Below are 26,566 nucleotides of genomic sequence, written 5' to 3'. Positions count from 1 at the left end.
CAGCGGCCCGCCCAGCAGGATCAGGAGCAGAAGCCAGATCACGCGGTGCCTCCTTCGTGGCAGTCGATGCACTCGCCCAGCGAGCGCGGGATGCAGTAGGGCCGCACCTGCCGGCAGGTCGGGCACGTGCGGCGGGCAGTCAGCGCGGCGCGGACCGCGCGGAGTTGGGCGGGGGTGGCGGTGCGCTTCGGGCGGGCCAGGTCGACCCGGTAGAGGTAGGCGGCGCGCGTGCCACCGACACCGCGCCAGAGGATTTGTGCGGCGATCGGTTGACCACCGGGCCGCAGCCCAGCGGCGCGCAACTGGCGGCGGGTGGCGTACCCGGGCGGGGCACCGCGCCACCAGTAGGTGGGGATGCCGTACCTCGTCCCGTCCGGATCGTGGTAGGCGGCCCGGACGCGGGCCATCAGGCCGCTGAAACGGTCGGGCCGGCCGCGCGGGCGGCCAGCAGGGCGCGGGCCTCCCGCAGCACCCGACGCTGCGCCCGACGTACCCGCTGCCAGTCCAGATCTGACGGGGCAGGCTCGGCGGACAGGACCGTGATCTGCGCATCCAGGAGTAGAACCTCGGCCTCAATCAGCGGCATCTCCTGCTCGATCTCGGCCAGGTCATCGACGCTCGGACCCTCCAGGTCCGAGAACAGGTCGTAGCTCACTTCGAGTTCCTTCCAGAACGACGGGAACCCGCCACCGAACGGCGACGGGAAACACTCGACCGCCGGCAGTCCCGGCAGCGGTCCTGATCAGGGGCCAGCGGGGCGAGGCGACCGCAGCGTTCGCAGTCGCGCCACACGGCGCTGCTCTTGGTCGTAATCCGCACGGCGGCGGCGATGCTCACGGTCATGACAGGTCACCTCTCCCCAGCTCGAATCAGGTCGGACGAACAGCCGGGAGGCTTCCCCCCGGCAATCACCACAGGCGTGCCGCACAGGCACGCGGGCGACCCTCGGTTGGGCAAGCAAGGGGCCTAACCCCTGAAAGCGGACAAGTCTTGCGGCCGGACACGTCAACGGCCGACGCTCGCTTGCCACCCCTAGGTCGCATGCGTCGGGACTCAATCGGGGAGACGGATCTCCCTGCGTCCCGGACCTCTGTGCAGTTGTCAAGTGGAGCCATGCGCCAGGCGGTCCAGCAGATTCACGAGCGGCGCAGCCGAAGCCACCTCCGCCGGCTGTGGAGTCGCCAGCAATCAGGTTGCGAAACTCTGTTGCGCAACAAGGTAGCGATACGCGGGTCTGTTGCGCAAGTGGGTAGCGGTAATCTTGTGGGCGTGACTGACGCGCGCGAGGAACTTTCAGCAGCTACGAGGCGGTATCGCCGCACCGAGGCGGCTCACGACGCCGCGAGGGAGGCGGTGGTCATGGCGGTCGTTGCCGCCTTGCGAGCCGGCCTCAGTCCTACTGACGTTGAGCGGCTTTCGCCTTTTAGTGGTGCCTACGTTCGGAAGCTTGCCCGAGAGCATCAGATCCCACCGGCGCCGCCGGGGCCGAAGCGCTCCGTGCGCTAGCTCAGGGCGCAATCACATCGACTACCTCCCGGTTCCCTCGATCGGTTTGATGGGTCTAGTCAACGCCGAAAATCGGTGACTCTCCATGCACCGAGATGGAACTGATCTAGCACCGGGTTGGCACTCGGGTGTCTTCATGGATTGAGGTTCGCCGCTACACTCCCCGCAAGGAGCCGGTCACGGGGAGGAGGCTCAGCGCATGCACGTGGTCGCAACGTGGACCGGCCAGACCGCGAAGGCGCTCCGGTTGGCGCTGCGCATGACGTTTGATGACTTTGCCGCACACCTAGGCGTGTCGACCAGAGGCGTGACGAAATGGGAAGCACAGCCAGACGTCGAGCTGGCGATGCGTACGCAGCAGCTCCTAGACGTGGCGTTGAAGCGGGCGGACGACGACGCCAGAGCCAGGTTTGGCCAGTTCGTGCAGGAACCTGCTACGCCCACAACCGCCCGGGAGGAACCGGCGATTCCGGCACCACTCCCGGCGAGCGTCAACTTGCCCCGGCGTGTGACGCCTGACCTGCTCCGCTTCCTCCGCCGCGCTCTGCGCGACCACTACACGGCCGATAACCTGCTCGGTCCGCGCGTCCTGCTTCCGGCCATCACTGCCCACGCCGACACCATCGAGCAATTGGCGCGCGATGCCTCTGGACAGTCGCTAGACGACCTCCTACAAGTTGGTGCCGGGTACGCCGAGTTTGCTGGTTGGCTTCATCAGGATGCGGGCGATGCGGAAGCCGCTACGGCTTGGTACCGGCGGGCATTGGAATGGGCGGAAGCCAGCCAGGATGACCGAATGGCAGCTTTCGTGCTGACCCGGCGGGCGGTTCAGGCGATAGGCGTGCGGAACGGTGCCCACGCGGCACGGCTGGCCAACGCGGCTCAGCGGGATCGGGGGGCAGAGACGATCCGGATTCGCGCCATCGCCGCCCAGACTGAAGCGCTTGGACATGCTGTCCACGGAGTGGGGAGCGAGGCTGATCGGGCCCTGGACGTAGCAGAGATGCTGCTCGATGACGGCGGCGCGGCGTCGCCAGCGGAAGGCGACCCGTCCGACGGCCGGTACTGCGACCTGCGGTTGTACCTGAAGATTTCACGGGCCAAGTGCCACCTTGAACTCGGCCGGGCATCGGCCGCGGTTTCCGCCTTCACAGCCGTGCTCGACAACCTCCCTCCGGACTACCATCGCGACCGTGGCCAGTACCTCTCCCGACTCGCCCAGGCGTACGTGCTCGCCGGGAGCCCGGAAGAGGCGTGTGCATGTGCGGAAGAGTCCTTCGCCATCGCGGTCACGACCGGATCGTCTCGCACCCTTAACGACCTGCGGAACCTGCTTGGCCAACTACGGCCCTGGGCGTCGTCCCAGGCTGTGGTGAAGCTTCGTGGCCTGCTAGCCACCGCCGTCTGACCAGAGAGGCAGTCGCCGTTGTTCTCGCTCGCAACTGATGCCGCGCCCGGACGCCCCAACGAGGATTTCGTTATTGCCTCCGCTGACCTGGCGGTGGTCGTTGACGGGGCGGGCATTCCGTTTGGAGGCTGCCACCACGGCGTCGCCTGGTACGCCCGACAGCTTGGCGTTCGCACCGTCGCTGCGCTGGCCGCCTCAGCCGATATCCCTCTCGCGGACGGTCTGGCCGAGGGCATCGCGTCCGTGGCCGGGCTACATGGCGACACCTGCGACCTGACGAACCCGGGCACGCCATGCGCTGCGATCGGCATCCTGAGAATCGGATCGGAACAGGTCGACGCCTTGACGCTGTCCGACGTGAGCGTGGTGGTCGACCTCGACACCGGGCCGGAAGTCACCTGTGACCTGTCGATCGAAGAGATCAGCGGCACCGAGCCGGCCGCCGTGGCGGGGATGCGGTTCGGTACACCGGAACACTCGGGAGCCCTGGCAGCGCTGGTTGCCCGACAGACCGCCACCCGGAATCGTCCGGGCGGCTGGTGGGTGGCCGCTGCTGACCCAAACGCAGCTCAGTACGCCCGAGTCGCCAGCTACCCGGCCGACGCGATGCGGCGGGCCGCCGTGCTCTCGGACGGCGCTACACGGCCAGTCGACCAGATGGAGATCTACGGCTGGCCGGAATACCTCGATCTGCTCGACAAGGTGGGACCGGCCGGACTGATCGCACACGTCCGATCGATTGAGTCGGACGATCCGCACGGGGATCGATACCCCCGAACCAAGCGCCACGATGACGCGTCGCTGGCACAGTTTTTGCCGCTGTAATACGTATATCCGCGAGACGCTATGAGCGCCCAGCTCATCGACGAGCGATAACTTTTTCGGGGTGAAGGAGTCAAGCCCTGTCGGCGGGATGATGGCCGACGGGGCTTGACATCCATAGGGGCGTCGGGGTGACGATTGGGTTCAGGTGGGGATTAGTAAATAGCGATTGCCTTGACGACGACGAGCGGCCCCCCGATCTTGAGATTATCAATAGTCACTGGCTTCTCGGAGGGCATTGGCATGTTCTTGAGGAGTTCTTCCAGTGGAAGGGTTCGGCGAATTGCTCGGCTGAACCCTGAGAGAAAAAACTTATCTAAGGAATAATTGGTGCCTTCGGCAACCAGAGCGTCAACTTGACCGAAAATTGTACGCTCCCCTTCGAGGTCGTCAGGGCCGGCCCGTCCTGCGAGGTGGCCTGCGTCTAAGAGCACGAGAACGTGCGTCTCGTCGGCGTCTTCTAGCGTTGCGTCAAGCACCATGGATCCAGGGATCGGCCCTGAGGTCATCAGTGAGAAGAACTCTGGAGGTGGCTCCGTGCTATTCCTCGCAGACGGGTTCTGGGCGAAGAAAGTCGCCATCATCGTAAGAAAGGCCCCGGCATCGGTCGCCGGTGAAATGATCCAATCCGCATCAACCTCAACAAGTTGGCGGCGGGTCACCGCACCGCCGGATAGATCTGTTGCTACGTCTCCATTCAGCGTGAGTGCATCGAGTAGGCGATTAAGAGCATTGGTTGGATGGTCCTTGATGGTGCGCGCCTGTGTTACCTCAGACTCCGACCCCTTCGACCCTCCAAGCTCAATGCCAGGTGAGCCCGGGATGGGGACTGCCGCATTAAAGCCAGCCTTACCGGAGCGTTGGCCGAGATCGCGTTGTGTAACGGCAACATCGACCATTACCTGGATGTCGTAGTAATTGGCTAATGGCACCAGAGTCTCGGTGTCAAGGTACAAGGGTGAACGGAAGACGCTCACAGGTCTAGCCCTTCGTGTGGGGGATCGTGGTGGTCTTACCCCAGCAATATAGGTCCTGCTGACCACCCATCAGCCTCTTGCATGCGGCGGTGGCCGACGCCCGGAGGTGCTCCGGCTGTTTGGTTGCTACTCCCGGACGAAGTTGCCTCTGCCGCTCTCGTACACGCACGTTATGTTGCAGGAGCGCAATAGCGCGATCAGGTCTTCAGCTGGTCGTTCGGGCAGGAGTACTGCGAGTGTGGCGTCCTTCGACTTGATGAGGCGCCGGTAGTCGAAGAGTTGCCCGATCGCCAGCCGTACAGCGTTACGGGTTGCCGTCCCCTTGGCCTCGTATAGCTCGTTGGCGGTGACGTCGAACAAGTCGGTGCGAAGGTCCCGCAGTACACCTGGCGGTCGGACTACGCAGTTCTTGACATCGTGGCCAAGCCCTACGAGGTACTTCAAGTACCTATCGGAGAGCTCTGCTTCTCGACGCTGAGCAGTGCCACCTTGGGTGGGGTCGCGGTCGAATCCCGTGACGTTGACGTTCTCTACCGGAACGAGTCTGCTCTCGCCGGCGGACACGTCTTCGGCCGAATGCTCGTCTGGGGTATCGAGCAGTACGGGACCAACTGGCCTCAGCCGGAAGACAACCGCCGATCGCTGCTCATGCGCGCGGTCCAGGCCATCCTCTCGAACGTAGGGGAGAATTGAGTCTACCTCGTACTCTCCAACATAGGTGTGGAGCTTGCCGCCCTGTGGCCGGTCGCTATGGAACAGGAACAGGTGCAGGCTCCGGCCCTGCTCTTTGTGGTGCAGCACGGAACCGTTCCTCCCAGTGATGACCTGATCCCCGTAATTCCCGGTGCCGGTATAGAGGAAGAGAGGGGCGCCGTTCATGTCCTTCGACGGGCCGTCCCAGTGGTAGCCATACCGTGCAGCTTCCGCCGGGTCGGAGTAGATGAAGACGTTGGGCGTCGTGTCGGACGGGATAATGCCGCCCTGGATGCCTCCGCCCCAGTCGCGCTTGATGTCCTCTCGGGACCTGATGTCTCCGGGCTTCAGTCCGATGCTTCCCACGCGAGGCAGACTACGAGCCGCCTATGACGTCGTCAGTGAGCCTCGGGCACTTGCCCATCCGCCCATGTCGCCAAGCTCGTGCCGTATCAGTGTCGCCGGGTCGGCGACGACTCGCATAGCAGCAGGTCAGCGCCGTGGGCTTCGTGGTCTTGAAAACCGGTAAGGCAGCGATGTCTTCGTGGGTTCGAATCCCACACCCTCCGCTTCGATGGTCAGCAGGAACGATGCGCCGACCACCTCGACCGGCCGTACGACGCGCACCGGAGTCGACAATGATTCAGAGTGGTCGATACTGTTCCGGACATTCGCTCGTTGACCGCCGGCCGTCCCGAACCGGGAGCGCGTGCCGCGCCGGACGGACCAGGACATGTCCCGTACGCGCGCTTCCGCGCTGGTCACGGCCCTCGGACGGCCCTCGGACGCCGAGCCGCCGCCGTCGCCCTGGCTCAGCAGCGGAGATAGGTCCCGCACAGTGGTGGCGCGTCGACGCGGCAGACCTTCCATCCGCCGCCTACGCGTCGCTCCTGCCTCGTGTGGAATCGCCACTCATGTGGGGAGCCCTCGACGAGGACGACGTTTCCCGTCGTGGGATCGATCTGCGTGAACTGGAGGTTCACCAGCGCGGAGACCGTGCCGTCCGAGTCGGTTGTTCGCCAGTCGGATGACTCGATCTTGATGTCGAAGACGGCCTGTCGCTTGACCTGTTCGCGTAGGTCCCGGGCCTCTCGGAGCAGGTCGTCCCGGCCCTCGGTGCACAGGCATCGGTCGATTCCGAGATCATCGCCGGATTCGAACACGGCTTCCAGGTAGGCGTTGGCGACCGCGATCGGAGTGGTCTCGCCGCGCACTGCCTCGACCGTCCCCACCACCGCCCGCCACGCGGGCCGGCCGAGGCAGACCAATGCGACGACGATGACGGCGGCGGCCACGGCAAAGGTACGCCACGACCGCGTGGGGGCAGAAACCTCGATCATGGAGCGAGGCTACTTTCTGATCATGGGCGACGGTAGATGGGTCGCCGCGTCCACGAGGCGTGGCGGGCTTCGGCGGGGTATGAAGAGGCGCAGGAAATCTCGCGCACCCGGAAGGACCCTCTCGATGACCCTGGAACGACCGATCGCCCCGGACCCGTACGAGCTGCTGCCGACGGTGCCGTCGTTCGCACTGACCAGCGATGACGTACGCAACGGCGAGCCGATGGACGCGCCGTACGCGCACGGCAGCGCCGGTGGCGAGAACGTCTCCCCGCAGCTGTCCTGGTCGGGCTACCCGGAGGAGACCAGGAGCTTCGTGGTGACCTGCTTCGACCCGGACGCCCCGACCGGCAGCGGCTTCTGGCACTGGGTGCTGGTGAACGTCCCCGCGTCGGTGACCGAGCTGCCTCGCGGGGTGAAGGAAGGCGACCTCGGCGGCGCCTTCAGCGTCCGCAACGACTACGGCGACACCGGCTACGGCGGGGCGGCGCCGCCGGCCGGCGACCGTCCGCACCGCTACGTCTTCGCGGTGCACGCGCTGGACGTGGAGCGCCTCGACATCGACCCGGGTGCCAGCCCGGCCTACGTCGGCTTCAACCTGGCGTTCCACACCCTGGCCCGGGCGGTCATCCGCCCGACGTACCAGGTCCAGGGCTGAACCTGCGGTAAGGAGGGGTCCCTTGTTATCGCCAGGCGATAACAAGGGACCCCTCCTTACACCTCAGGACGGGACGCGGGCGACCGCGAAGACGGACTGGCCGAACGGCGGGCGCAGGCGCTGCTCGGCCGCCTTGGTGGCGGGCAGGACCAGGGTGTCGTAGATCTTGACCATGGGGCCCTCCTTCGGCATCAGCCGGAAGACCTTGGTGGCCATGAAGTAGCCGATCAGACCCAGCGCGTTGGCGTAGTGGATCTTCTCCACGGTGAGGCCGGCCTCGGTCATCGCGGCGGCGAGGCTCCGCTTCGTGTAGCGCCGGACGTGCCCCGTGGCGATGTCCGCCGGGCTCATCGCGAACTGGAACGCCGGCACGATGATGATCACTGCCCCGCCGGGCCGGACCAGGTCACGCATGCTGCGCAGGGCGCTCACGTGGTCCTCGATGTGCTCCAGCACGTTGTACGACACGGCCGCGCTGTGGTCGCCGCGATCGGAGTGCGGCAGCAGCATCTGCCGGACCTCGATGGTGGGATGGTCGGCCAGCCGTTCCTTGAGCCGGACCAGCCGGTCCGGGTCCGCCTCCGTGGCGGTGAATCGGGGCACTCGCTCCGACCAGGCCAGCGCGTAGTCCCCCAGGCCGCTGCCGATCTCGATCGGGTTGTCACCGAGGTAGGGCACCGCCAACTCGACGAACCATGTGCGGTGGTTGACTGCCGTCGCCAGGCCTTCCAGCACCTCCGACTGGACGCGCTGATCCCCAGTGATCTGTGGCATGCGTCGATTCCTCACGATATGACTGACCCGCCCCTGGACCGACAGAGTCAACCATCCACATGGATGCCGGGGAAATCGGGGCACCGGGGGGTGGCCGAATTGCGGTTGGGGGTGGGCGCGTTATCGGCATTCGGCGAACTCGGCACATAGTACGACAGTCCTCAGAAACATGCACGGCACCGCCATAGTCTGACTACCCTCTGAATTGTCATGACTACTCCTGAATCGGGCGCCCATGGCGCCGGGGGCCGGCTCGACGAGAGTGGGTCACCGGTGCGGGGAAGGTGGGTCGACGCGGTCGCCGTGCTCAGTTTCGTGCTGCTCGCCTTCTGGGTGACCGCTCGGTTCTGGCTGCACCCCGGGCACGGCGTACGGGACAACCGCACCGACCAGGCGCAGTTCGAGTGGATGATGGCGCACGGTGCGCGAGTGGTGACCGATTTCGCCTATCCGTTTGCCTCGGATCGGATGAATGTGCCGGACGGCGTCAATTTGATGGCAAACACCTCGGTATTGTCTGTTTCGCTGCCAATGACGCCCGTCACCGTGTTGTTCGGTCCACGCGCCGCATTTCTGGTATTCCTCACCGCCGGAATGGTCGCCACCGGCGTGGCCTGGTATTTCCTGCTCTCCCGGGTGCTGATCCGCGCCCGGGGACCGGCCTGGCTCGGGGCCGGCTTCTGTGCCTTCGCCCCGGCGATGGTCTCGCACGCCAACGCGCACCCCAACATCGTCAGCCAGTTCGTGGTGCCACTGATCATCTGGCGGACCCTGCGCCTGACCGAGCCGGGACGTTGGCTGCGCAACGGCGTACTGCTCGGCCTGGTGATCGTCTGGCAGGCGTTCCTCAACCTGGAGATCCTGCTGATGGCGGCGATCGGGCTCGGCGTGGTGATCCTCGCCCTCGCCATCGGGCGGCCGGAGCTGCGCCCGGCGGCCCGGCACTTCGGCGCCGGGCTCGGGGTGGCCGCCGTCGTGGCCGGGGCGCTGCTGGCGTACCCGCTGTACGTGCAGCTCTTCGGACCCGGCGCCTACCAGGGGCTGTCCCGGTTGATCCGCGGTTACCGCACCGACCTCGCCTCGTTCGTGGCCTGGTCCCGGGAATCGCTCGCCGGCGACGCCCGCACCAGCGCCCACCTCGTCAAGAATCCCACCGAGGAGAACGCCTTCTTCGGCTGGCCGCTCGCCGTTCTGGTGGTCGCACTGACCTGGTGGCTGCGCCGCAACGTCGTCGTTCTCGGCCTGGCCGCGGCCGGCGTCGTCTTCGCGGTGTTCTCCCTCGGCCGGGAGATCCGGTTCGACGGACGGGACACCGGGATTCCGGGCCCGTGGGCCGTGCTGGAGAAGCTGCCGCTGCTGCACTCGGTGGTGCCCACCCGGTGGTCGCTCGCGCTCACCCCGATCGTCGGCATCCTGCTCGCGCTCGGCGCGGACCACACCCGGACACTGGCCCGGCGCCATCCCGCCGCCCGCCGGCAGATCCGGTTCGCCACCGCCACCGTGCTGGCCATGGCGCTCCTGCCGCTGCTGCCCACGCCGCTGCCCTCGGTACGCCTCGACCAGACACCCGCGTTCGTCACCTCCGGCGCGTGGCGGCCGTACGTGGCCGGTGGGCACAGCATCGTGACCCTGCCGCTGCCGGACACCGACTACGCCGACCCGCTGCGCTGGGCCGCCGAGACCCGGCTGGGCATGCCGCTGGCCCGCGGCTACTTCCTCTATCCGGACACCCGGCCCGGGCGTGGTCGGGTGGCGCTGTTCACCGCCCCGCCCCGCCCCACCAGCAGCTTCTTCATCACCATCCGGCGTACTGGCGGGGTGCCGCCGATCACGCCGCAGGACCAGGTGGCCGCGGTGACCGACCTGCGCTACTGGCGGGCCGGGGCGGTGATCCTCGACCCGCGGCTGCGGCAGGCCGACGCGTTGGGGCGGGGGATGACCGCGCTGACCGGGATCGAGCCGGTGTTCACCGGCGGGGTGTGGCTCTGGGACGTCCGCCCGCTGGTCGACTGACCGGGCGTCCGGCCGTCGGCGCGCGGGTCAGGACGGGCGTACGCAGCAGCCCCGGCAGATCTTCGGCTGCGGCAGGGTGAAGGCCAGGCAGCAGGTGTGCCGGCGTACGGTCGGCTCGCCGGCCGGGCCGGGCACCAACTCCACCAGGTCGCCGAGATCGAGCGCGTCGAGCAGCGTGCCGATGCTCTCCGTGGAGGAGCCGGGCAGCGCGTCGGAGGCGCGCAGGACGCCGTGCGCGATGCCGGACGCCACCGAGCCCAGCAGCGTACGCGTGCCGATCCGGACCTCGGCCTGGATGGCGGCGATCAGCGGGGCGAAATGGGCGTCGAGCAGCGTGGCGCGCAGCGCGTCGAGCAATGCGGCCTCGCCGGCCACCACCCGTACGCCCGGGTCACCGGTCAGCGCCAGCGGGTCGCCGGGCAGCACCGCGACCGTGGTCGAGCTGCGCAGGCCCAGGGTGAGCAGTTGGTCGCGATCCGCGAAGTGGATCAGCACGTCGGCCGGGTCGAGCAGCGGCACCCGCCGGGCCGAGGCCCAGCCGAGCACCACCGGCAGGGCGGTCCAGTAGCTGTACGACTTCCAGGCCAGTGCGGCGCAGGCGTGCGGGGTGCCGCCCCAGCGCCGGGCCGCTGCGCCCAGGAACTCGGGCAGCAGGGTGCCGTCGACCAGCCTGGTCGCCGGGGCCCAGCGGGCCTCGTCGGTGACCAGCAGGCCGGGCGCGAGCCCGGGCAGGTCGTCGGTGCCGAACATGGCGCGCAGGGCCGCGGTCACCGGGGCGAGCGGCGTGGCGGTGTCCCGCCTCGGCATCACCGCTGTCACTGATCCGCCCCTGTCTGGTCGGGTTGGGCCGGCGCGTCTCGTCGGCTCAAACTAAGGCTAGCCTAACCACAGCTCCGGTTCGGGGGAAGTCGCGTCGAGGGGTGGAGGGGGAGGTCCCCGTCACTCCGCCGGCCCGCGGCGCGTGCCACGGTCTACCCGTCAGGGTGGGCGGAAACGCCGGCGACCGGCCGGCGGGCCGCGTGAGCATCGACGAGTGCCGCTGAGTTGTCAAGGTGAGTGTCGAATACGAGGCAGTTTCCGTACACGTCTGGCCACCCAACGTGAGACTGGACCTCCCCGCGTACGAGGAAGCCGATGACCTCACCCATCGAGCGTGCCGCCGACTCCTTCGCCGCCGAACTCGCCCGCCACCGGACCGGCCGCGGGCTGTCCAAGAAGCAGTTGGCCACCCTGATGGGTTTCGACCCGTCGTACGTCAGCCACGTCGAGGGGCGCCGGCACCGCCCCACCGAGGACTTCGCCCGCCGGGCAGAGGCCGTCCTGGAGGCCAGCGGCGCGATCTGGCAGCGCTTCCGGGAGTACGACGAACTGCGGCACAGCCGCTCCGGCGGGACGCACCGGGACCCGCCCGTCCCCGGCCAGTGGCTGCCGCCCGGCACCGGCCTGGTGGTCGAGCGGGAGACCGCCACCCTCACCCACACCGACGAGGGCTACCACTGCGCGATCCGGCGTGAGCTCTACAACGCCGGCACCGAACCGGTCACCCGCTACCTGGTCCGGGTCGCCGTCGACCGTTACCCCAACGACCCGGGCCGGTCCAACCGGCACCACCGGGAACACCCGCTCACCTTCGCCGAGCTGCGGCTGGCGGCGTACCGGGACGACGGCGGCGCGCGGGAGCCGATGCACTGGCGGGCCAAGCACGACCGGGACGCGTTCAAGGAGATCTGGCTGCTCTTCGAGAACGACGAGGGCCGCTTCCCGCTCTACCCGGGAGACCGGGTCACCATCGAGTACGCGTACCAGGTCGGGCGGGACAAGTGGGGCCCCTGGTTCCAGCGTGCCGTACGCCTGCCCACCCGGCACCTCGCCGTCCGACTCGACCTGCCCGCCGACCTCGACCCGAAGGTGTGGGGGCTGGAGACGTCCCTCTCCGCGGAGGAGGGCCCGCTGCGTACCCCGCTCCAGCGGCGCGACGAGGGCGACCGGTCGATCTTCGACTGGGCCACCGACGACCCGCCGCTGAACGCCCGCTACCGGATGCAGTGGCGGTTCCGCAGCCAGCCCCCGGATCTCGAGCCCGACGGTCCCGGCCCGCGCGGCCGGGTACGGGCCAGCGACCGGATGCGCGCCATCGGCATCGTGCAACGCGGCGAGGACCTGCTCCGGCAGCCCGCCCGCCACTTCGACCTGCCCCGCGAGGAACCCGTCGCCCGGGACGTCGTCGACCGGCTCTCCGCCACCCTGGCCCGCCTCGACGAGCTGCACCCGTTCAACAAGGGCGTCGGCATCGCCGCCCCGCAGCTCGGGCTCGGCTGGGCCGCCGCCCTGGTCCGCCCCGCCGACCGGGCCGCCGAACCGGTCGTGCTGCTCAACCCCCGAGTGGTCGACACCGCGTCCGAGACGGACGAGCAGTACGAGGGCTGCCTCTCCTTCTTCGACCATCGCGGGCTGGTGCCCCGGCCGCTGCGCATCGACGTGGAGCACGCCCACTGGGACGGCAACCGGATCATCACATCCTTCGAGTACGCGATGGCCCGGCTGGTCGCCCACGAGATCGACCACCTGGAGGCGCGGCTGTACGTCGACCGGATGGCCCCCGGCGTGCCGCTGGTGCCCGTCGAGGAATACCGGGAGACCGGCAACCCGTGGCGCTACTAGGGCCCGTGCGGGCTGAACCGCCGGGATTCCGGTGCGCGGGCCGGTTGCCGGCCCGGCCCGCGCACCGGCGTCCGGGGGGCCGGGTCGCGTGCCCCAGGGGGCGGGGGCACGCGACCCGGCTCGGGGGAGGAAGGTCTACAGGTTGCCGAAGGTGTCGTACCGGATGTGATCCGGCGGGACGTCGTCGGCGGCCAGCGCGCGCAGGGTGGCCCGGACCATCGGCGCGGAGCCGGAGACATAGCAGTCGTGCGTCGTCCACGGGCCGTACCGGGTGACCACCTCGGAGATGTCGCCCAGTTCGCCGTCGAAGTCCGGGTCCTCGCTGCACGCCGGGGTCACCGACAGCCACGGGTGGGCGGCCACCAGCCCTTCCAGGCCCGGCAGGCCGTACAGCTCCTCGGGCCGGCGGACCCCGTAGAAGACGTGCACCCAGCGGGTCCGGTTGACCTGGGTCAGCTCCTCCACCAGCGCCTTGATCGGGGCCAGCCCGACCCCGCCGGCCACGCAGAGGATGTCCCGGTCCGAGGAGCGGTCCAGCGTCATCGACCCCATCGGCGCGGCCACCCGCAGCAGGTCCCCCGGCTTCGTACGGCGGACCAGCGCCCCGGACACCCAGCCCGCCGCCCCGGCCGGCGTACGTACGTGGAACTCCAGCACGTTGTCGTCGTTCGGGGCGTTCGCCACCGAGTACGTCCGCCACACCCGAGGATGGTGGCGGGGGGCTTCGATGCTGACGTACTGGCCGGCCCGCCAGGGCAGCGGATGCTGGAGGGCCCGTACGGTCAGCACGGCGGTGTCCGCGCCGTACCGCTCGTGGGTGAGCACCTCCGCGTGCCAGTACGGCGGATTCCCGTCGGCCGCCGCCCCGGCCAGCATCCGCTCGCAGATGCTCGCGTACGCCTCCCGCCACGCCTGGTCGTACTCCAGGTTCCAGCCGTCCCCGACGGTGCTGCGCAGCGCGTCCAGCAGGGCGACGCCCATCGTCTCGTAGTGCGCGGCGTCGACGTGGTACTTCCGGTGATCCCGGCCCAGCGCGCGCAGGTACTCGTCGAAGCTCTCCGGATCACCCACCGTCTGGGTGGCGGTGACGATCGCATCCAGGATCCGGTCGCCCTGCCCGCTCATCTGCACCGGGAAGAGCTTGCGCAGCTCCGGGTCGAGGAGGAACAGCCGGGCGTAGAAGTGACCGCTCAGCCGTTCCCGGTGCTCCTCGACCAGGGCCCAGCTCTCCTTCAGCAGCCGCGCGAAGTTCTCCACGGGGGCACGCTCCTTCCTGACGGCGGATCGGGCCCACCCAGAATCTCCACAGAGCGTGCCGGCCGGTCGCACAGAATGTGCGACCGGCTCAGCCGAGCCGCCGGAGTGGTGCCGACCGGACCCCGCATACGGCACAGTGGTCCGGTGACGGTTGACGAGCTCACCCGCCCGGTGTCCCAGCGGACCCTGGGCACCGAGACACTGCTGGTGCTCGGCCTCTCCCTCGGCCAGTCCGCGGTGTACGCGCTGGTTTCGCTGGTCGCCAAGCTGACCGCCACGGGCGGACTGGCGAAGCAGACCGCCGCGCTGAACACCTCCGCGTCGGCCCGGCCGTACCTCGACCTGACGTACCAGCTCCTCGGGATCTTCTTCGTGCTGGTGCCGGTGCTGCTCGCCGTACACCTGTTGGCGCGCGACCCCGGCCAGCCGGCGCGGACCCTCGGGGTGGACCTGACCCGGCCCGGATCGGACCTGGCCCGGGGCGCGGGCCTGGCGGCGCTGATCGGCCTGCCCGGGCTGGCGCTGTTCTGGGCGGCGGCGCACCTCGGCGTGAACGCCACCCTGGTCCCGGCCGCCCTACCGCACCTCTGGTGGGCGGTGCCGGTGCTGATCCTGGCCGCCGTGCAGAACGCCGTGCTGGAGGAGGTGATCGTGGTCGGCTACCTGGTCACCCGGCTGCGGCAGCTCGGCTGGCGGCTCGGCGCGGTGATCGCCGCCAGCGCCGTCCTCCGCGGCTCCTACCACCTCTATCAGGGCTTCGGCGCCTTCGTCGGCAACGCGGTGATGGGTGTGGTGTTCAGCCTCGTCTTCCTGCGCACCCGGCGGGTGGCCCCGCTGATCGTCGCGCACACCCTGCTCGACGTGGTCGCCTTCGTCGGCTACGCGCTGCTGCCGAAGTCGTGGTTCGGCTGGCTCTGACCGGCGGCTGACGTGCCCGGTTTGCGGCAGCTCGTGCTGTCACCGGTCAGGGACAGCGCGAGTGGATCACGCAGGCGGGGTCCGGCGTTCGTCACCGGTCGGGCGGACCCGCGCCGGCCGGTAGCGGGCGACGGCCCGGGCGGCCAGCCGTTCCGCTGCGGCTGAGTCGCTCGCAGCGGCGGCGAGCACCGCCGCCCCCGGCAGCAGCCGCGACACCAGCCGCAGCCCCAGCCAGCCACCGGCCTGCGCGGCCAGCGGCATCGCCAACCGCCAGGCCGCCTCGGCCGCCCGGTGCCACGGTCCGTCCACCGGCGCGCCCGCCGCGCGGACCGCGTCCAGCGCCGCGCGGGCGGTCGCGGTGTCCGGGTGCACGCGGGTCAGCACCAGCAGCTCCGCCGCCCGGTCCGGATGCCCGGGATCCCGGCCGTAGATCGCCGCCAGGCGCAGCACCAGGCTGGCCTGCGTCCACAGCACCGCCGCCAGCTCCGTCACCGGCGCGAGGAGCCCGGTACCCGCCGCGAACGCCGCACCCGTACCGGCCAGCCGGACGAACCGGCGGGTCGCCAACCGGGCCAGCCCGTCAGCGCCCGCGTCGGGGTACACCCCCCGGGTCCGCTCGACCCAGTCCCGGGCGCTCGGCCCGAGCACGTCCACGGCGGCGAGGGCCAGCAGCTCCGGCGCGTACCCCGGGTGGTCGAGCAGGCGGGCGGTCACCGCCCGCCAACCCTCCCCAGGGGTACGCCCCGACTCCTGTTCCTGGCCGGCCGGCGCGAGCGGACCGGCCGTCGCCGGCTCGCGAGCGGCGGTGGCGGGGTCCGTCTCCGCCCGGGTGGTTCCCGTCACTGCGGTGGTCCTCCCGGCCGAGGCGGCCTTCCTCCTCGGCGTGGTCCTCTCGGACCGGGTGGTCTCCGTCGCTGTGGTGGCCTTCTTGGCTGTGGCGGTCTCCGTTGCTGTGGCGCTCGTCTCTGCCGGGGTGGTCTTCCTGGCGGGGGTGCTCTTTTTGGCGGGACTGGTCTTACTGGTGGGGGTGCTCTTCGCCGCCTTTGCCTCTTTAGCCGTAGTTGCCGCTTTCGCGGTGGCCTTCTTCGCGGTGGTGGCCTTCTTCGCCACTGGCGCGGCCCGCTTCGCCGGGGCCGTCTTCCTGGCCGTGGCGCTGCCAGTCGGCTCCGGGGTCGTCTCCCTCACCGGCCCGGCGTCGGCCGCGTCGGCCCTCCGTTGGTCCGGCGGGCCGTCCGGTCTGTCGGAGGCGGCGCTGTCCGGCGTGGCGGCCGGCGGGACGGCCTCCGCGGGGGGCGAGGTGGCCTCTGCGGGCGGGCGGGGGCGAGGCGCGGCAGCGGACGGCGAGTCCTGTGACAGTTCGGGTCCGGCGGGTGCAGCCTGCCGCTCACCGGGCACGGTGGGGCGGGGCACGAGCGCCGCCGGGTCGGGCGGCTGGAAGAGCACGCTGGGGGCGGCTCCGGCACGCCGGGGGCGGGTCGGAGTCCGATCACCGGCGTCGGCCCGGCCCGCTGGCGGGGTGGGCGGTTCGGGGGTCGGTGGCGGGGTGAAGGTCGGCTTCGGGGAGCGGCTCCGCCGGGCATCGGCGGCGGGCTCGCGATGGGGTGGATCGCTCGGCGGCTGCTCCTGCATATCGATGAAGCCTAGTCCCGGGCGTGACGTCGCACACGGGGGAAACTCGGCCGACGAGCCCTCCCCCGGTAGTCGCTTTGCTCGGAGCGGGGGAGGACCTGTATCCTCGGGCGCGGTGGTCTCCGGGCCACCGGGGAGACTTCGCCTAGTCTGGTCTATGGCGCCGCACTGCTAATGCGGTTGGGGTTTTAAAGCCCCTCCCGGGTTCGAATCCCGGAGTCTCCGCGCGAAAGCCAGGTGTGTAGACTGGCCGAGCACCAAGCGCCCGTAGCTCAACGGATAGAGCATCTGACTACGGATCAGAAGGTTAGGGGTTCGAGTCCCTTCGGGCGCGCAGCAGGTCAAGGGCCGGTTTCCTGTCACGGGAGACCGGCCCTTGATCGTGTTGGCCCCCCCACGGCTGACCTCCACGCCTACGCGTCGAACAGGAAGCCGAGCCGGTCCATCAGCCGCGCGGATCCCTCGCCGGGCACCACAAGGGCTACCAGCCTCCCCGGACGGGGTCCAGGTCGTTCGTCCGGTAGGGCGCTCCACCTGGTCCCCGTCCGGGGAGGCTGGACGGTCTACGACTGCCCGACGAGGAGATCCCGACCGCCGTTGCCCCGCAACGCCCTCTCGCGGCGGCGAGCTCAAACTCCTGGGTCGACCTGAGTCACCCTTCGCAGCCGTCGGGCAGGCCGCACGTGCCCTTCACCATCAGAGCCACGAGGAGAAAAGCCAGGACCGCAAATACGGCTGCGCCAGCCACGCACCCGGCAATCGCCAGACCGCGACCACGTTGCCCAGTCGTCTTGATCTGCTTCAATCCCACGACGCCTACGGCAACCGCGCCTCCGCCGAGCAGCAGCACAGGGAGTAGAACTTCGATCAGCAGGTCTGTCAGCTCAGCCAGGCCCGCGCTGACGTACAGCAGCGGAACCAGGCCCATGCAGCAGGCCATGATCGCCAGAAGGTTGTACCTTCGCTGATTCTCAGAGAGCTGACTGGTCATGGCACGCCCCACCTTCTCCTCGCCGCTCGGATGCTCCGGCTGCGGCGTATCCACGAGGCCCGCCCGTCCGAGGATCATGAATGGATACACCATGATGGATCATGCGGGCAAGGAAAGGACGTCGCTTAATGCCACCGGCTCTCCTTCGAATGGGGTCACCGGCTACTACCCGACCGACGCCTCTGAAGGTTGCTTCCGCGGGCAATCTTCTCGGCGGACGCAGCGCCCGCGGCGGCACCGGCGCTCGCGACGGGTGCCTCGGTGACCGTCGGCTGCACCGCGAACGGCACCTGCCGGCCAGCGTCAGCCTCAACGGCGCCATCTACGGATCTCGGCATCACTGAACGAGCACGACAGATTGCCGTGGGTGACAGTCAACACATGGGGCTTGGTCTTGCCGGATCTGCCCAGCTCAGGGCCGCAGGCGCAGCCCCAAATTTCATCCGAATGGCCCCCGTCAAGACTCCATCGGGCCTGTGTCCCTGGCCGATCGGATATTTCGCGTCGAGCTTTTAGCTACCAAAGTGGGCGGCGGTCGCTCATGGAGCACACGCAACGGGGGCGTAGGCGATGGAATGCTCACCGGCTACGGCATGGGTCGCCGTATGCCGTCGTCCACTACCGACACTCCCCTATCGGCGCAACGACGCGCCCGCCCACTGACCGTTGCGACCGGAATGCAAGGTTATGGGAGGATAAAGGTTGCGAAAGGTGAATGGCAGGTCCGCGCGCCGATCCGCACTGGTCGCACTGATCGCCGGTGCGATCGTCACCACCGTCGCGGCGCCCGCCGCGGCGGCACAGCCGGACGGGCCCACGCTCGCGCCGCTGCGGCCCGGCGGGCCGAAGACTGTTGCCGACCAGTACATCGTGGTGCTCAAGGACGCGCCATCCGGTGTCAGCCGAGCGGCTCGCGCCGGACGGTCCGTGGCCGCCGCCGCCACCGCTGAGCAGTCCGGAGGCACCGTACTGGCCAGGTACGGGCACGCCCTGGACGGGTACGCGGCGTACCTGCCGCCGAGCGCACTGGCCAAGGTCCGCGCCGATCCCGCGGTGAAGTACGTGGAACGGGACTCGGTGATCCAAGGCGAAGGGGCCGGCGGCGCCGTGCCTCAGACCGACCAGCCGAACCCGCCGTCCTGGGGGCTGGACCGCATCAACCAGCGCTCGCTGCCACTGGACAACAACTTCAGCTACACCTCCACCGGCGTCGGTGTCACCGCCTACATCCTGGACTCCGGCATCCGGGCCACGCACGTCGACTTCGGCGGCCGGGCCAGCGGGGTCTACGACGCGGTCGGGGACGGCAACGGCACCAACGACTGCCACGGCCACGGCACACACGTCGCCGGTACGGTCGCGGGCGCGACGTACGGCGTCGCCAAGGCAGCCACCATCAAGGCGATCCGGGTGTTGCAGTGCGACAACAGCGGCTACATATCTGACCTGATCGAGGGCGTCGACTGGCTCGTCGACAACCACGACCCGGTTTCGGTGGCCAACTTCAGCCTCCAGGGCTACGGCACCTCCCCGAATGAGGCGATCGAGAACCTGCTCGATGCGGGCGTGTTCACGGTCTTCATCGCGAACAACTTCAACGGCAACGCCTGCGACAACGGGCCTCGGTCGTCGCGCGGCGTCACGGTCGCCGCCACCGACATCACCGACACCCGCGCCTCGTTCTCCAGCTACGGCGCGTGCGTCGATCTGTTCGCACCGGGCGTCGGCATCACGTCCGCCAGTAACGCGTCGGACACCGGGTCCGCGTCCGGGTGGTCGGGTACCTCCATGGCCGCACCGCACGTGACCGGCTGGTTGGCGCGGTACCGGCAGTTGCACCCGACCGCCACCATGGCGCAGGCCAAGGCCGACCTGATCGCGGCGACCACCAAGAACGTCGTCATCGATCCGGGGCCGAATTCGCCGAACCGGCTGCTCTACGCCGACCCGAACGACACCATCACCGTCGACCCCACCGCACCGACCGCGCCGGGACAGCCGATCGCCAGCAACGTGACGAGCAACTCCGTCCAACTGTCCTGGCCGGCGTCGACCGACAACGTCGGCGTGGTCGGATATGACGTCTATCGTGGCAGCACCCTGGCGGCGCAGTCGACCACCACGTCCGCGTCGATCACCGGCCTGTCGCCGTCGACCACGTACACGTTCTCGGTGCGGGCCCGGGACGCCGCCGGCAACGTGTCCGACTCCTCGCCGACGGTCACCGTCACCACTCAGGCCCCTTCGGGCCTGGCCTGCGCCGTGACCTACCAGGTCAGCAGCAGCTGGAATCCCGGCTTCGCGGTGAACGTGACGCTGGTGAACACCGGCACGGTCGCCGTCAACGGCTGGACGCTGGCCTGGGACTTCGCCGCGGGTGAGCACCTGACCACCGGCTACAACGCGACGTGGAGCCAGACGGGCACCCGGGTGACCGCCGTGAACCTCGGCTGGAACCAGGTGATTGCTCCGGGTGGCTCGGTCTCGTTGGGCTTCGAGGGCACCCACTCGGGCAGCACGCCGACGCCGGCGCCGATCACGGTCAACGGCGTGACCTGCACGTAGCGGATCGACGGGTCGGCGTTCCGGAAATCATCGGGCGCGGGCTCGACCCGACCACACCCGCCAGCCGGGCCGGGACCGCGTACCGCGCGGCCCTGGTCCGGCTGGTCCACTTCGATCGCCCGACCGTCCCGCAGTGCTCGACAGCGAGTGGGTGGCCCGGGCGTCACGGCACCGAGTCGCGTGGGATTCGCGCCAGCTTGTCGGGGTTGGTGACCGAGTAGACGCCGCGCACCCGGTGGCCGTCGGGGGTGAGGTCGAGGACCAGTACGGCCAGCGGCGAGTCGCCGGTGAACACCAGCGCGGACGGGTCGCCGTTGACCCGGCGGTACCGGACCACGGCAGACTCGGGGACGTTCGCGGCGACTGCCACGAGCAGTTTCGCGACGGCGACGCTGCCGTGCACCGGCCGAAGACTCGTCGCCGGCCCCTTGCCACCGCCGTCCGTCCACAGGGTCACGTCAGGGGCGAGGATCCGCAGCAGCTCCTGCAGGTCGCCGCCGAGCGCGGCGTCCACGAAGCGTTCCGTCACCGCCTGCTGTACCCGAGCGTCGACGCGGTACCGGGGCCGCCGTGCCCGCACGTGCTCCCGGGCACGGTGAGCGAGCTGACGTATCGTCTCGGGCCTGCGGCCGAGCATCTCGGCGATGTCCCGGTGCGGATAGCCGAACGCCTCGTGCAGCACGAACACGGCGCGCTCCGCCGGGCTCAGCGTCTCCAGCACCACCAGCAACGCCACCGAGGACGACTCGGCACGCGTGACCGGGTCGATCGCGTCGGTCACCACCGGTTCGGGCAGCCACTGGCCGACGTAGGTCTCCCGCCGCCGGCTCAGCGACGCGCGACGGGCGAGTGCCTGGTTGACCGCGATACGCACCAGGTAGGCGCGCGGGTTTTCGACCTGGCCCCGGTCCGCGGCTGCCCACGACAACCACGTCTCCTGTAGTACGTCCTCGGTGTCGGCGACGCTGCCCGACATGTTGTACACGATGGAGAACAGCAGCTCGCGGTAGTCGACGAACGCCTGCGTGGCGGTGTCCTGGTCCATGGGCGCCTCCGATCCCTGTCGCAGGACTCAGAGTGGCCCCGGTGCGCGATGTGTGACACGCGGGCCGCGGCTGTGGTCCATGTCTCGCCAGGTCACATCCGCCGCCTCCGGCCGGCTCTCGGTTGGCGCAGGGCGGGAGATTCCCGAACCGCGATACCCCGGGAGACCACGATGCGAACCCTGATCCGTGACGTCGACGTGTTCGACGGCGAGCGCACGACGCGATGCACCAGCGTGCTGATCGATGGCGACCGGATCGCCGCCCACGACGACCGCCCGGCGGAGGTCGTGGTGGACGGGACGGGCAAGACGCTGCTGCCCGGGCTGATCGACGCGCACACCCATGTCTTCGACGGCAGCCTCGCGCAGGCGCTGACGTTCGGCGTCACCACCGAACTGGACATGTTCTGCCTACCCGCCAACCTGGCCCGGCAGCGGGCATCGGCGGCCGAGCGGGACGACATGGCCGACATCCGCAGCGCCGGCATGCTCGCGACCGCGCCCGGAGGCCACCCGAGTCAGCTTATGGCCGCGCTCGGGGACGCGGCCGCCTTCGGCGACGCCGTCGGCCCGTTCGACACTGTCGCCACCGCCGACCAGGCCCGCGCCTTCGTCGACGCGCGGCTCGCCGAGGGCGTCGACTACCTGAAGGTCGTGATCGACGACGGTACGGTCCACGGCACGGACCTGCCGGTGCTCGCGCCCGACGTCGTGGCCGCCCTCGTCGACGCCGCCCATGCCAACGGACTGACGGTCATCTCCCACGCGATCACCGCAGCCGAGGTGGAGGTCGCGCTCGACGCGGGCGTGGACGGCCTCGCGCACGTGTGGATCGATCCCGGGCCCCGCACCCCGGAACTCGTCGCACGGATCGCCGCGCAAGGTCTCTACGTGGTCAGCACCCTCGTGTACTTCGAGGTGATCGGCCAGCCGGGGGCCGGCGCGGTCGACCACGCGTCCGCCCACAGCGGGATCCACGCCGTGCACACGGCACAGGCCCTGCAGCGAGCCGGCGTGCCGCTGCTCGCCGGCACGGACGCCACGCCGTTCGCGCCCGCCCACGGCGCCGCCATGCACCGCGAAATGGTGCTGCTGACCGAGGCCGGGCTGAGCGCCGAGCAGGCGCTGGCCGCGGCGACGAGCATGCCCGCCCGCCATTTCGGGCTGACCGACCGCGGCCGGATCGCCCCGGGCCTACGCGCCGATCTGGTGCTGGTCGACGGCGACCCCACCCGCGACATCACCGCGACCGGCGCGATCGTCGACGTCTGGCGGCGCGGCGTCCGCCAGGCCCGTTGACCGTACGCGGACCGGCAGCGGGAAGACGTTTCATGCGAACGGCCACGAGCGCCGAGCTCGTGGCCGCCCGCGTTACGTCAGGTGCGGTGAACCGACCGCGTCACAGCCGTTCGGGTGTGCGGATGCCGAGCAGGTGCAGGCCCTGCCGCAGCACCCGGGCGGTCAGGTCGCAGAGCACCAACCGGCTCTCCCGTACCGGACCGTCGGCCCGCAGCACCGGGCAGCGCTCGTAGAAGGCGCTGAACGCGGCCGCGAGCCGGTGGAGGTAGCTGGCCAGGTGGTGAAACTCCAGGCTGCGCTCCACCTCGGCGACCACCCCGCCGAAGCCGAGCAGTTCCACGGCGAGTGCCCGTTCGGCCGGCTCGGCCAGCGAGATCCCCGCGTCCGGCCGGGCCGCCTCTCCCGCCCGCCGGAAGATCGACCGGATCCGGGAGTACGCGTACTGGAGGTAGGGGGCGGTGTTGCCGTCCAGCGACAGCATCCGCTCCCAGTCCAGCACGTAGTCCTTGTGCCGATCGCTGGACAGGTCGGCGTACTTGACCGCGCCGATGCCGACCGCCCGGCCCACCTCGGCCGCCTCCGCCTCGCCCAGTTCCGGGTTGCGCTGCCGGGCCAGCGCGGTGGCCCGGGCCACGGCCTCCTCCAGCAGGGCGACCAGTTTCACCGACCCGCCGGCCCGGCTGCGCAGCATCCGCCCGTCCGGCCCGAGGATCGAGCCGAACCCGACGTGCTCGGCCCGTGCCGGTGGGACCAGCCAGCCGGCCTGCGCCGCCGCCGCGTACACCATCTCGAAGTGCCGTTGCTGCGGCAGCCCCACCACATAGAGCAGCCGGGTCGCGCCCAGCGTCCCGGTCCGGTGCCGGATTGCCGCCAGGTCGGTGGCCGGGTAGCCGTATCCGCCGTCGGACTTGCGCACGATCAGCGGCAGTGGCTCGCCGTCGCGGCCGACCGAACCGGGCGGGAACACGCACGCGGCCCCGTCGCTGCACCGCAGCAACCCGAGCCGGTCCAGGTCGTCCACCACCGGGGCGAGCAGGCCGTTGTAGCTGCTCTCGCCCCGGAAGTCGCCCTCGGTCAGGGTCACGTCGAGCAGGTCGTACACGGTGAGGAAGTAGCGTTCGGACTGCTCGACCAGCAGCCGCCACAGCCGCAGCGTCGCCTCGTCGCCGCCCTGCAACGCCACCACCCGGTGCCGTGACCGTTCCTGGAACGCCTCGTCCGCGTCGAACTTGGCCCGGGCCGCCTTGTAGAACGCGTCCAGGTCCCCCATGGAGAGCTCCTGCGCGGCCTCGGCCTCGCCCAGGTCGACCAGGTGTTCGATCAGCATGCCGAACGGCGTCCCCCAGTCACCGAGGTGGTTGGCCCGGATCACCCGGTGGCCCAGCCACTCCAGCAGCCGGGCCGCCGCGTCGCCGATCACCGTCGACCGCAGGTGCCCGACGTGCATCTCCTTCGCCACGTTCGGCGCCGAGTAGTCGACCACCACGGTCTCCGGCTCGGCCGCCGGCGGCACGCCGAGCCGTGGGTCGGCGGCCAGCGCGGAGAGCAGCCCGCCCAGGGCCGAGTCGGCGACGGTCAGGTTGATGAAACCCGGCCCGGACACCTCCGCCGCCGCGCACAGGTCACCGATCCTCGCGCGGTCCAGCACCTCCGCCGCGATCGCCCGCGGCGGCCGGCCGAGCCGCCGGGCCAGCGCCAGCGCCGCGTCGGACTGGAAGTCCGCGCGCTGTGAGCGCCGCACGACCGGGTCCACCGGTACGCCGGCCACCGTCTCGAACGCCGGCGCCAGCCGGTCGGTCAGCAGTCTCTCCAGATCCATGGGTACGCCGATCTCGCTCGGATCCGCCTCGCGCGGATCTCCGGGTTGGGATGCGGACGGACCGAGGACGATCGGCGATGACCGGCGGCTCGATCCGCCGGTCGCAAGAGAAGGGTGCTCAGCGCAGGCGGTCGCGGGACCGCCGGCGTCGCTCCGCACCGACCGACACGTCGCAGGACGTCGGCACGAGGGTGCGGGCACAGGTCATACGGCCAGCCTAACCGGCCGGCCCGGGGGCGGCGCAAGCCGTCACCGGGCCGGTGTCCGGTCGTACCCGAAGATTCAGGCCGGCGTGGCGACGGCCTTGCGGTAACGCTCGGCCCGCCGCCGCACCTGGGTGTACGCGCTGGTCAGGCCCATCGCCCGGCGGACCTCGACCAGGGTGCGGCGCACCTCGGCCCGGGTGCGTTCGGTGCCCTCGAAGATCAGCTCGTCGACCAGGCCGCTCGCCGCCTCGAACCGGGCCCGCCGCTCGCGGATCGGGTCGAGGAACCGGTTGAGCGCGACCGCCAGCTCTTCCTTGACCTCGACGTCACCGACCCGGCCGGCCCGGTAGCGGGCCTTCAACTCCTCGACCTTCGCGCGGTCGGGGTTGAACACGTCGTGGTACGCGAAGACCGGGTTCCCCTCGACCGTCCCGGGCACGTCGGCGCGCACCCGGTTCGGGTCGGTGTACATCCCCATCACCTTGCGGCGCACGGACGCCGGGTCGTCGGAGAGCGCGATGGCGTTCCCCCTGCTCTTGCTCATCTTCCCCGAGCCGTCCGTGCCGATCAGGGTCGGTGTCTCCGACATGATCATCTCGGGCACCGGGAAGACCTCGCCGTAGAGGTGGTTGAAGCGGCGCGCGATCTCCCGGGTCACCTCGACGTGCGCGGCGTTGTCCTTCCCCACCGGGACGACCTGCCCCTTCACGCAGAGGATGTCGGCGGCCTGGAGGACGGGATAGCCGAGCAGGCCGTACGGCATCTCCTCCTTGCCGGCGTCCCGGCTCATCTCCTTGAGCGACGGGACGCGTTCCAGCCGGGGCACGGTGACCAGGTTCTGGAAGAGCGTGTTCAGGTCGCCGACCTCGGGGATCGCCGACTGGAGGTAGAACGTGGCCCGGTCCGGCTCGACGCCGGCGGCGAGGATGTCGGTGACCATCTCGCGGGCGTTGCGCGAGACCTGCTCGATGTCCTCGCGGGTGTTCCTCGTGGTGAGCATGTGCAGGTCGGCGATGATGAAGAAGCTCTCGTACCGCTGGTGGAGCCGCACCCGGTTGGCGATGCTGCCGACATAGTGGCCCAGGTGCAGCCGCCCGGTCGGGCGGTCGCCGGTGAGCATCCGTGCTGTGGACATGGTCGTACGCCTTTCGTGCAGAACAGGTGGAGGACGCGCGGCGCGCGGAAACAGACCCGGGGTGTGCCCGGATCAGTGGGATCGGCTACTCAGAGCGCGAACCGCCATCGCCCGCCGGCGCGGAACCGCAACCCGTCGGCACGGAGTACGTCGAGGTTCTGCTCCCGACCGTTGTCGACACGGGCCGGGAGAACCGGAGCGGCAGCCGCCGGGAGCCCGTCGAGGGTCTCCGGGGCGCAGGTGCTCGGCCGGACCATGCCTGACAGGGTAGCCGCTCATCGGCGCCGCAGCGGCCACCCGCTGTCCTGGCCTGCCGCTCAGCCCTGTCGGTAGCTCTCCGTGTAGTAGTCGCCGACCTGCTCCCGGTAGTCGGGCCGGCCGAACTCTTCCGGGTCGAAGGCCGGCGAGTCCTTCACCTGGTCCCGGGTGCGGTCCACGTACACCGCGCGTTCCAGGTGGTCGACCCGGGCCACCGTGCCGGCCGGCAGCAGCACCCGCTTCCCGAAGATCCACGGCCCGGTGTCCACCACGAGGTACCGGGCACCGGCGTCCTGGCTCGCCCGGTCTATCGATCCGATCCGGCCGTCGGTCGCCTCCACCCGGTAACCGGCCAGGTCGATGGGGGTACCCGGGCCGGGCGCGTCCGGGCCGCCGCCGCCGTCGCCGTCCGGCCGCTGCCGGGGTACGTCTTCCGGCGTGCTCTGCTCGTAGCCGCCGGCGAGGGCGGACGGATCGCGCCAGATCCATGGGTCGAACGGCTGCATGACCCACCTCCGATGCCTTGGTCGGGACGTCGGAGACAGTGCCCGCCCGCCGGACGACGGAAACTCCGAAGCTCATCCGCATCCGT

23 protein-coding genes and 2 tRNA genes are annotated in these 26,566 nt (G+C 70.0%); 10 read left to right on the top strand and 15 right to left on the bottom strand.

Annotation, left to right across the window (positions count from 1 at the left end; genetic code table 11):
* Positions 1–38: 38 nt before the first annotated feature.
* Complete coding sequence (locus GA0070604_RS30390; RefSeq protein WP_091126394.1) at positions 39–407, bottom strand: RRQRL motif-containing zinc-binding protein; 369 nt, start codon at positions 405–407, stop codon at positions 39–41.
* Positions 407–586: a DUF6284 family protein gene (locus tag GA0070604_RS30385; protein WP_244162263.1), complete on the bottom strand. Its 180-nt coding sequence runs from the start codon at positions 584–586 to the stop codon at positions 407–409. Before GA0070604_RS30385 ends, GA0070604_RS30390 begins: the two co-directional genes overlap by 1 nt.
* Positions 587–1,705: 1,119 nt before the next feature.
* On the opposite strand from GA0070604_RS30385, the gene GA0070604_RS30380 reads away from it, so the two are divergent.
* Both GA0070604_RS30380 and GA0070604_RS30375 read left to right on the top strand, forming a co-directional pair.
* Positions 1,706–2,914 carry a helix-turn-helix domain-containing protein gene (locus GA0070604_RS30380; RefSeq protein ID WP_091126388.1) on the top strand — a complete coding sequence of 403 codons (1,209 nt, stop codon included), beginning with the start codon at positions 1,706–1,708 and terminating at the stop codon, positions 2,912–2,914.
* An 18-nt stretch (positions 2,915–2,932) separates the two neighbouring features.
* Positions 2,933–3,739, top strand: a complete 807-nt coding sequence (locus tag GA0070604_RS30375) for an integrase (protein ID WP_141721413.1) — start codon at positions 2,933–2,935, stop codon at positions 3,737–3,739.
* Positions 3,740–3,891: 152 nt separating this feature from the next.
* On the opposite strand, the gene GA0070604_RS32175 is transcribed toward GA0070604_RS30375, so the two are convergent.
* From GA0070604_RS32175 to GA0070604_RS30365, 3 genes are all read right to left on the bottom strand, one after another.
* Positions 3,892–4,713, bottom strand: coding sequence for a DUF6414 family protein (locus GA0070604_RS32175; RefSeq protein ID WP_141721412.1), 822 nt, complete (start codon positions 4,711–4,713; stop codon positions 3,892–3,894).
* Between the two features lie 126 nt (positions 4,714–4,839).
* Positions 4,840–5,772: an SRA domain-containing endonuclease gene (locus GA0070604_RS30370; RefSeq protein ID WP_091126383.1), complete on the bottom strand. Its 933-nt coding sequence runs from the start codon at positions 5,770–5,772 to the stop codon at positions 4,840–4,842.
* Positions 5,773–6,218: 446 nt separating this feature from the next.
* Complete coding sequence (locus tag GA0070604_RS30365; RefSeq protein WP_091126381.1) at positions 6,219–6,701, bottom strand: hypothetical protein; 483 nt, start codon at positions 6,699–6,701, stop codon at positions 6,219–6,221.
* 169 nt (positions 6,702–6,870) lie between these two features.
* Here GA0070604_RS30365 and GA0070604_RS30360 point away from each other — a divergent pair, with 169 nt between their 5' ends.
* Positions 6,871–7,404, top strand: coding sequence for a YbhB/YbcL family Raf kinase inhibitor-like protein (locus GA0070604_RS30360; protein WP_091126378.1), 534 nt, complete (start codon positions 6,871–6,873; stop codon positions 7,402–7,404).
* A 63-nt stretch (positions 7,405–7,467) separates the two neighbouring features.
* Here the strand turns inward: GA0070604_RS30360 and GA0070604_RS30355 are convergent, their stop codons facing one another.
* Positions 7,468–8,178, bottom strand: a complete 711-nt coding sequence (locus GA0070604_RS30355; protein WP_091126375.1) for a class I SAM-dependent methyltransferase — start codon at positions 8,176–8,178, stop codon at positions 7,468–7,470.
* A gap of 210 nt (positions 8,179–8,388) precedes the next feature.
* Between GA0070604_RS30355 and GA0070604_RS30350 the strand changes: the two genes are divergently transcribed.
* A complete protein-coding gene (locus GA0070604_RS30350) occupies positions 8,389–10,191 on the top strand; it encodes a DUF6311 domain-containing protein (RefSeq protein ID WP_091126373.1) in 1,803 nt (600 codons plus the stop codon).
* Positions 10,192–10,218: 27 nt separating this feature from the next.
* On the opposite strand, the gene GA0070604_RS30345 is transcribed toward GA0070604_RS30350, so the two are convergent.
* The gene (locus tag GA0070604_RS30345) at positions 10,219–10,998 is read right to left on the bottom strand and encodes a hypothetical protein (RefSeq protein WP_091127522.1); all 780 of its coding nucleotides are present in this window, start codon (positions 10,996–10,998) and stop codon (positions 10,219–10,221) included.
* A gap of 327 nt (positions 10,999–11,325) precedes the next feature.
* On the opposite strand from GA0070604_RS30345, the gene GA0070604_RS30340 reads away from it, so the two are divergent.
* Positions 11,326–12,852 (top strand): peptide deformylase, encoded by a 1,527-nt coding sequence (locus GA0070604_RS30340; RefSeq protein WP_091126370.1) that lies wholly within the window; start codon positions 11,326–11,328, stop codon positions 12,850–12,852.
* A gap of 135 nt (positions 12,853–12,987) precedes the next feature.
* Here GA0070604_RS30340 and GA0070604_RS30335 read toward each other — a convergent pair whose 3' ends face one another.
* Positions 12,988–14,109 carry a globin domain-containing protein gene (locus tag GA0070604_RS30335; protein ID WP_091126368.1) on the bottom strand — a complete coding sequence of 374 codons (1,122 nt, stop codon included), beginning with the start codon at positions 14,107–14,109 and terminating at the stop codon, positions 12,988–12,990.
* A 144-nt stretch (positions 14,110–14,253) separates the two neighbouring features.
* Here GA0070604_RS30335 and GA0070604_RS30330 point away from each other — a divergent pair, with 144 nt between their 5' ends.
* Positions 14,254–15,027 carry a CPBP family intramembrane glutamic endopeptidase gene (locus tag GA0070604_RS30330; protein ID WP_091126365.1) on the top strand — a complete coding sequence of 258 codons (774 nt, stop codon included), beginning with the start codon at positions 14,254–14,256 and terminating at the stop codon, positions 15,025–15,027.
* A 66-nt stretch (positions 15,028–15,093) separates the two neighbouring features.
* Here GA0070604_RS30330 and GA0070604_RS30325 read toward each other — a convergent pair whose 3' ends face one another.
* Positions 15,094–15,870: a hypothetical protein gene (locus GA0070604_RS30325; protein WP_244162125.1), complete on the bottom strand. Its 777-nt coding sequence runs from the start codon at positions 15,868–15,870 to the stop codon at positions 15,094–15,096.
* A gap of 920 nt (positions 15,871–16,790) precedes the next feature.
* On the opposite strand from GA0070604_RS30325, the gene GA0070604_RS30320 reads away from it, so the two are divergent.
* Positions 16,791–16,881, top strand: a tRNA-Ser gene (locus GA0070604_RS30320).
* A 36-nt stretch (positions 16,882–16,917) separates the two neighbouring features.
* Positions 16,918–16,990: transfer RNA gene (locus GA0070604_RS30315), tRNA-Arg, on the top strand.
* 318 nt (positions 16,991–17,308) lie between these two features.
* Here the strand turns inward: GA0070604_RS30315 and GA0070604_RS30310 are convergent.
* The gene (locus GA0070604_RS30310; RefSeq protein WP_091126362.1) at positions 17,309–17,740 is read right to left on the bottom strand and encodes a DUF4190 domain-containing protein; all 432 of its coding nucleotides are present in this window, start codon (positions 17,738–17,740) and stop codon (positions 17,309–17,311) included.
* A 618-nt stretch (positions 17,741–18,358) separates the two neighbouring features.
* Here GA0070604_RS30310 and GA0070604_RS30305 point away from each other — a divergent pair.
* Entirely contained in the window at positions 18,359–20,212 is a 1,854-nt protein-coding gene (locus GA0070604_RS30305; RefSeq protein WP_167363599.1) for a S8 family serine peptidase, read from the top strand.
* Between the two features lie 163 nt (positions 20,213–20,375).
* Here the strand turns inward: GA0070604_RS30305 and sigJ are convergent, their stop codons facing one another.
* Positions 20,376–21,257 (bottom strand): RNA polymerase sigma factor SigJ, encoded by an 882-nt coding sequence (gene sigJ, locus GA0070604_RS30300; RefSeq protein ID WP_091126358.1) that lies wholly within the window; start codon positions 21,255–21,257, stop codon positions 20,376–20,378.
* 171 nt (positions 21,258–21,428) lie between these two features.
* On the opposite strand from sigJ, the gene GA0070604_RS30295 reads away from it, so the two are divergent.
* Positions 21,429–22,556 carry an amidohydrolase family protein gene (locus GA0070604_RS30295; protein ID WP_091126355.1) on the top strand — a complete coding sequence of 376 codons (1,128 nt, stop codon included), beginning with the start codon at positions 21,429–21,431 and terminating at the stop codon, positions 22,554–22,556.
* A 100-nt stretch (positions 22,557–22,656) separates the two neighbouring features.
* On the opposite strand, the gene argS is transcribed toward GA0070604_RS30295, so the two are convergent.
* The 4 genes from argS to GA0070604_RS30280 form a co-directional block, all read right to left on the bottom strand.
* Positions 22,657–24,375 carry an arginine--tRNA ligase gene (gene argS, locus GA0070604_RS30290; protein WP_091126351.1) on the bottom strand — a complete coding sequence of 573 codons (1,719 nt, stop codon included), beginning with the start codon at positions 24,373–24,375 and terminating at the stop codon, positions 22,657–22,659.
* Between the two features lie 282 nt (positions 24,376–24,657).
* A complete protein-coding gene (gene trpS / locus GA0070604_RS30285; RefSeq protein WP_091126348.1) occupies positions 24,658–25,716 on the bottom strand; it encodes a tryptophan--tRNA ligase in 1,059 nt (352 codons plus the stop codon).
* An 89-nt stretch (positions 25,717–25,805) separates the two neighbouring features.
* Positions 25,806–25,973, bottom strand: coding sequence for a hypothetical protein (locus GA0070604_RS32850; RefSeq protein ID WP_167363598.1), 168 nt, complete (start codon positions 25,971–25,973; stop codon positions 25,806–25,808).
* A 60-nt stretch (positions 25,974–26,033) separates the two neighbouring features.
* Entirely contained in the window at positions 26,034–26,480 is a 447-nt protein-coding gene (locus GA0070604_RS30280) for a PRC-barrel domain-containing protein (RefSeq protein WP_091126346.1), read from the bottom strand.
* Between the last annotated feature and the right edge of the window lie 86 nt (positions 26,481–26,566).

Source organism: Micromonospora eburnea, from assembly GCF_900090225.1.
GTDB classification, from domain to species: domain Bacteria; phylum Actinomycetota; class Actinomycetes; order Mycobacteriales; family Micromonosporaceae; genus Micromonospora; species Micromonospora eburnea.
Note: the sequence above shows the minus strand (reverse complement) of the source record. Positions and strands in the feature narration are given on the sequence as shown.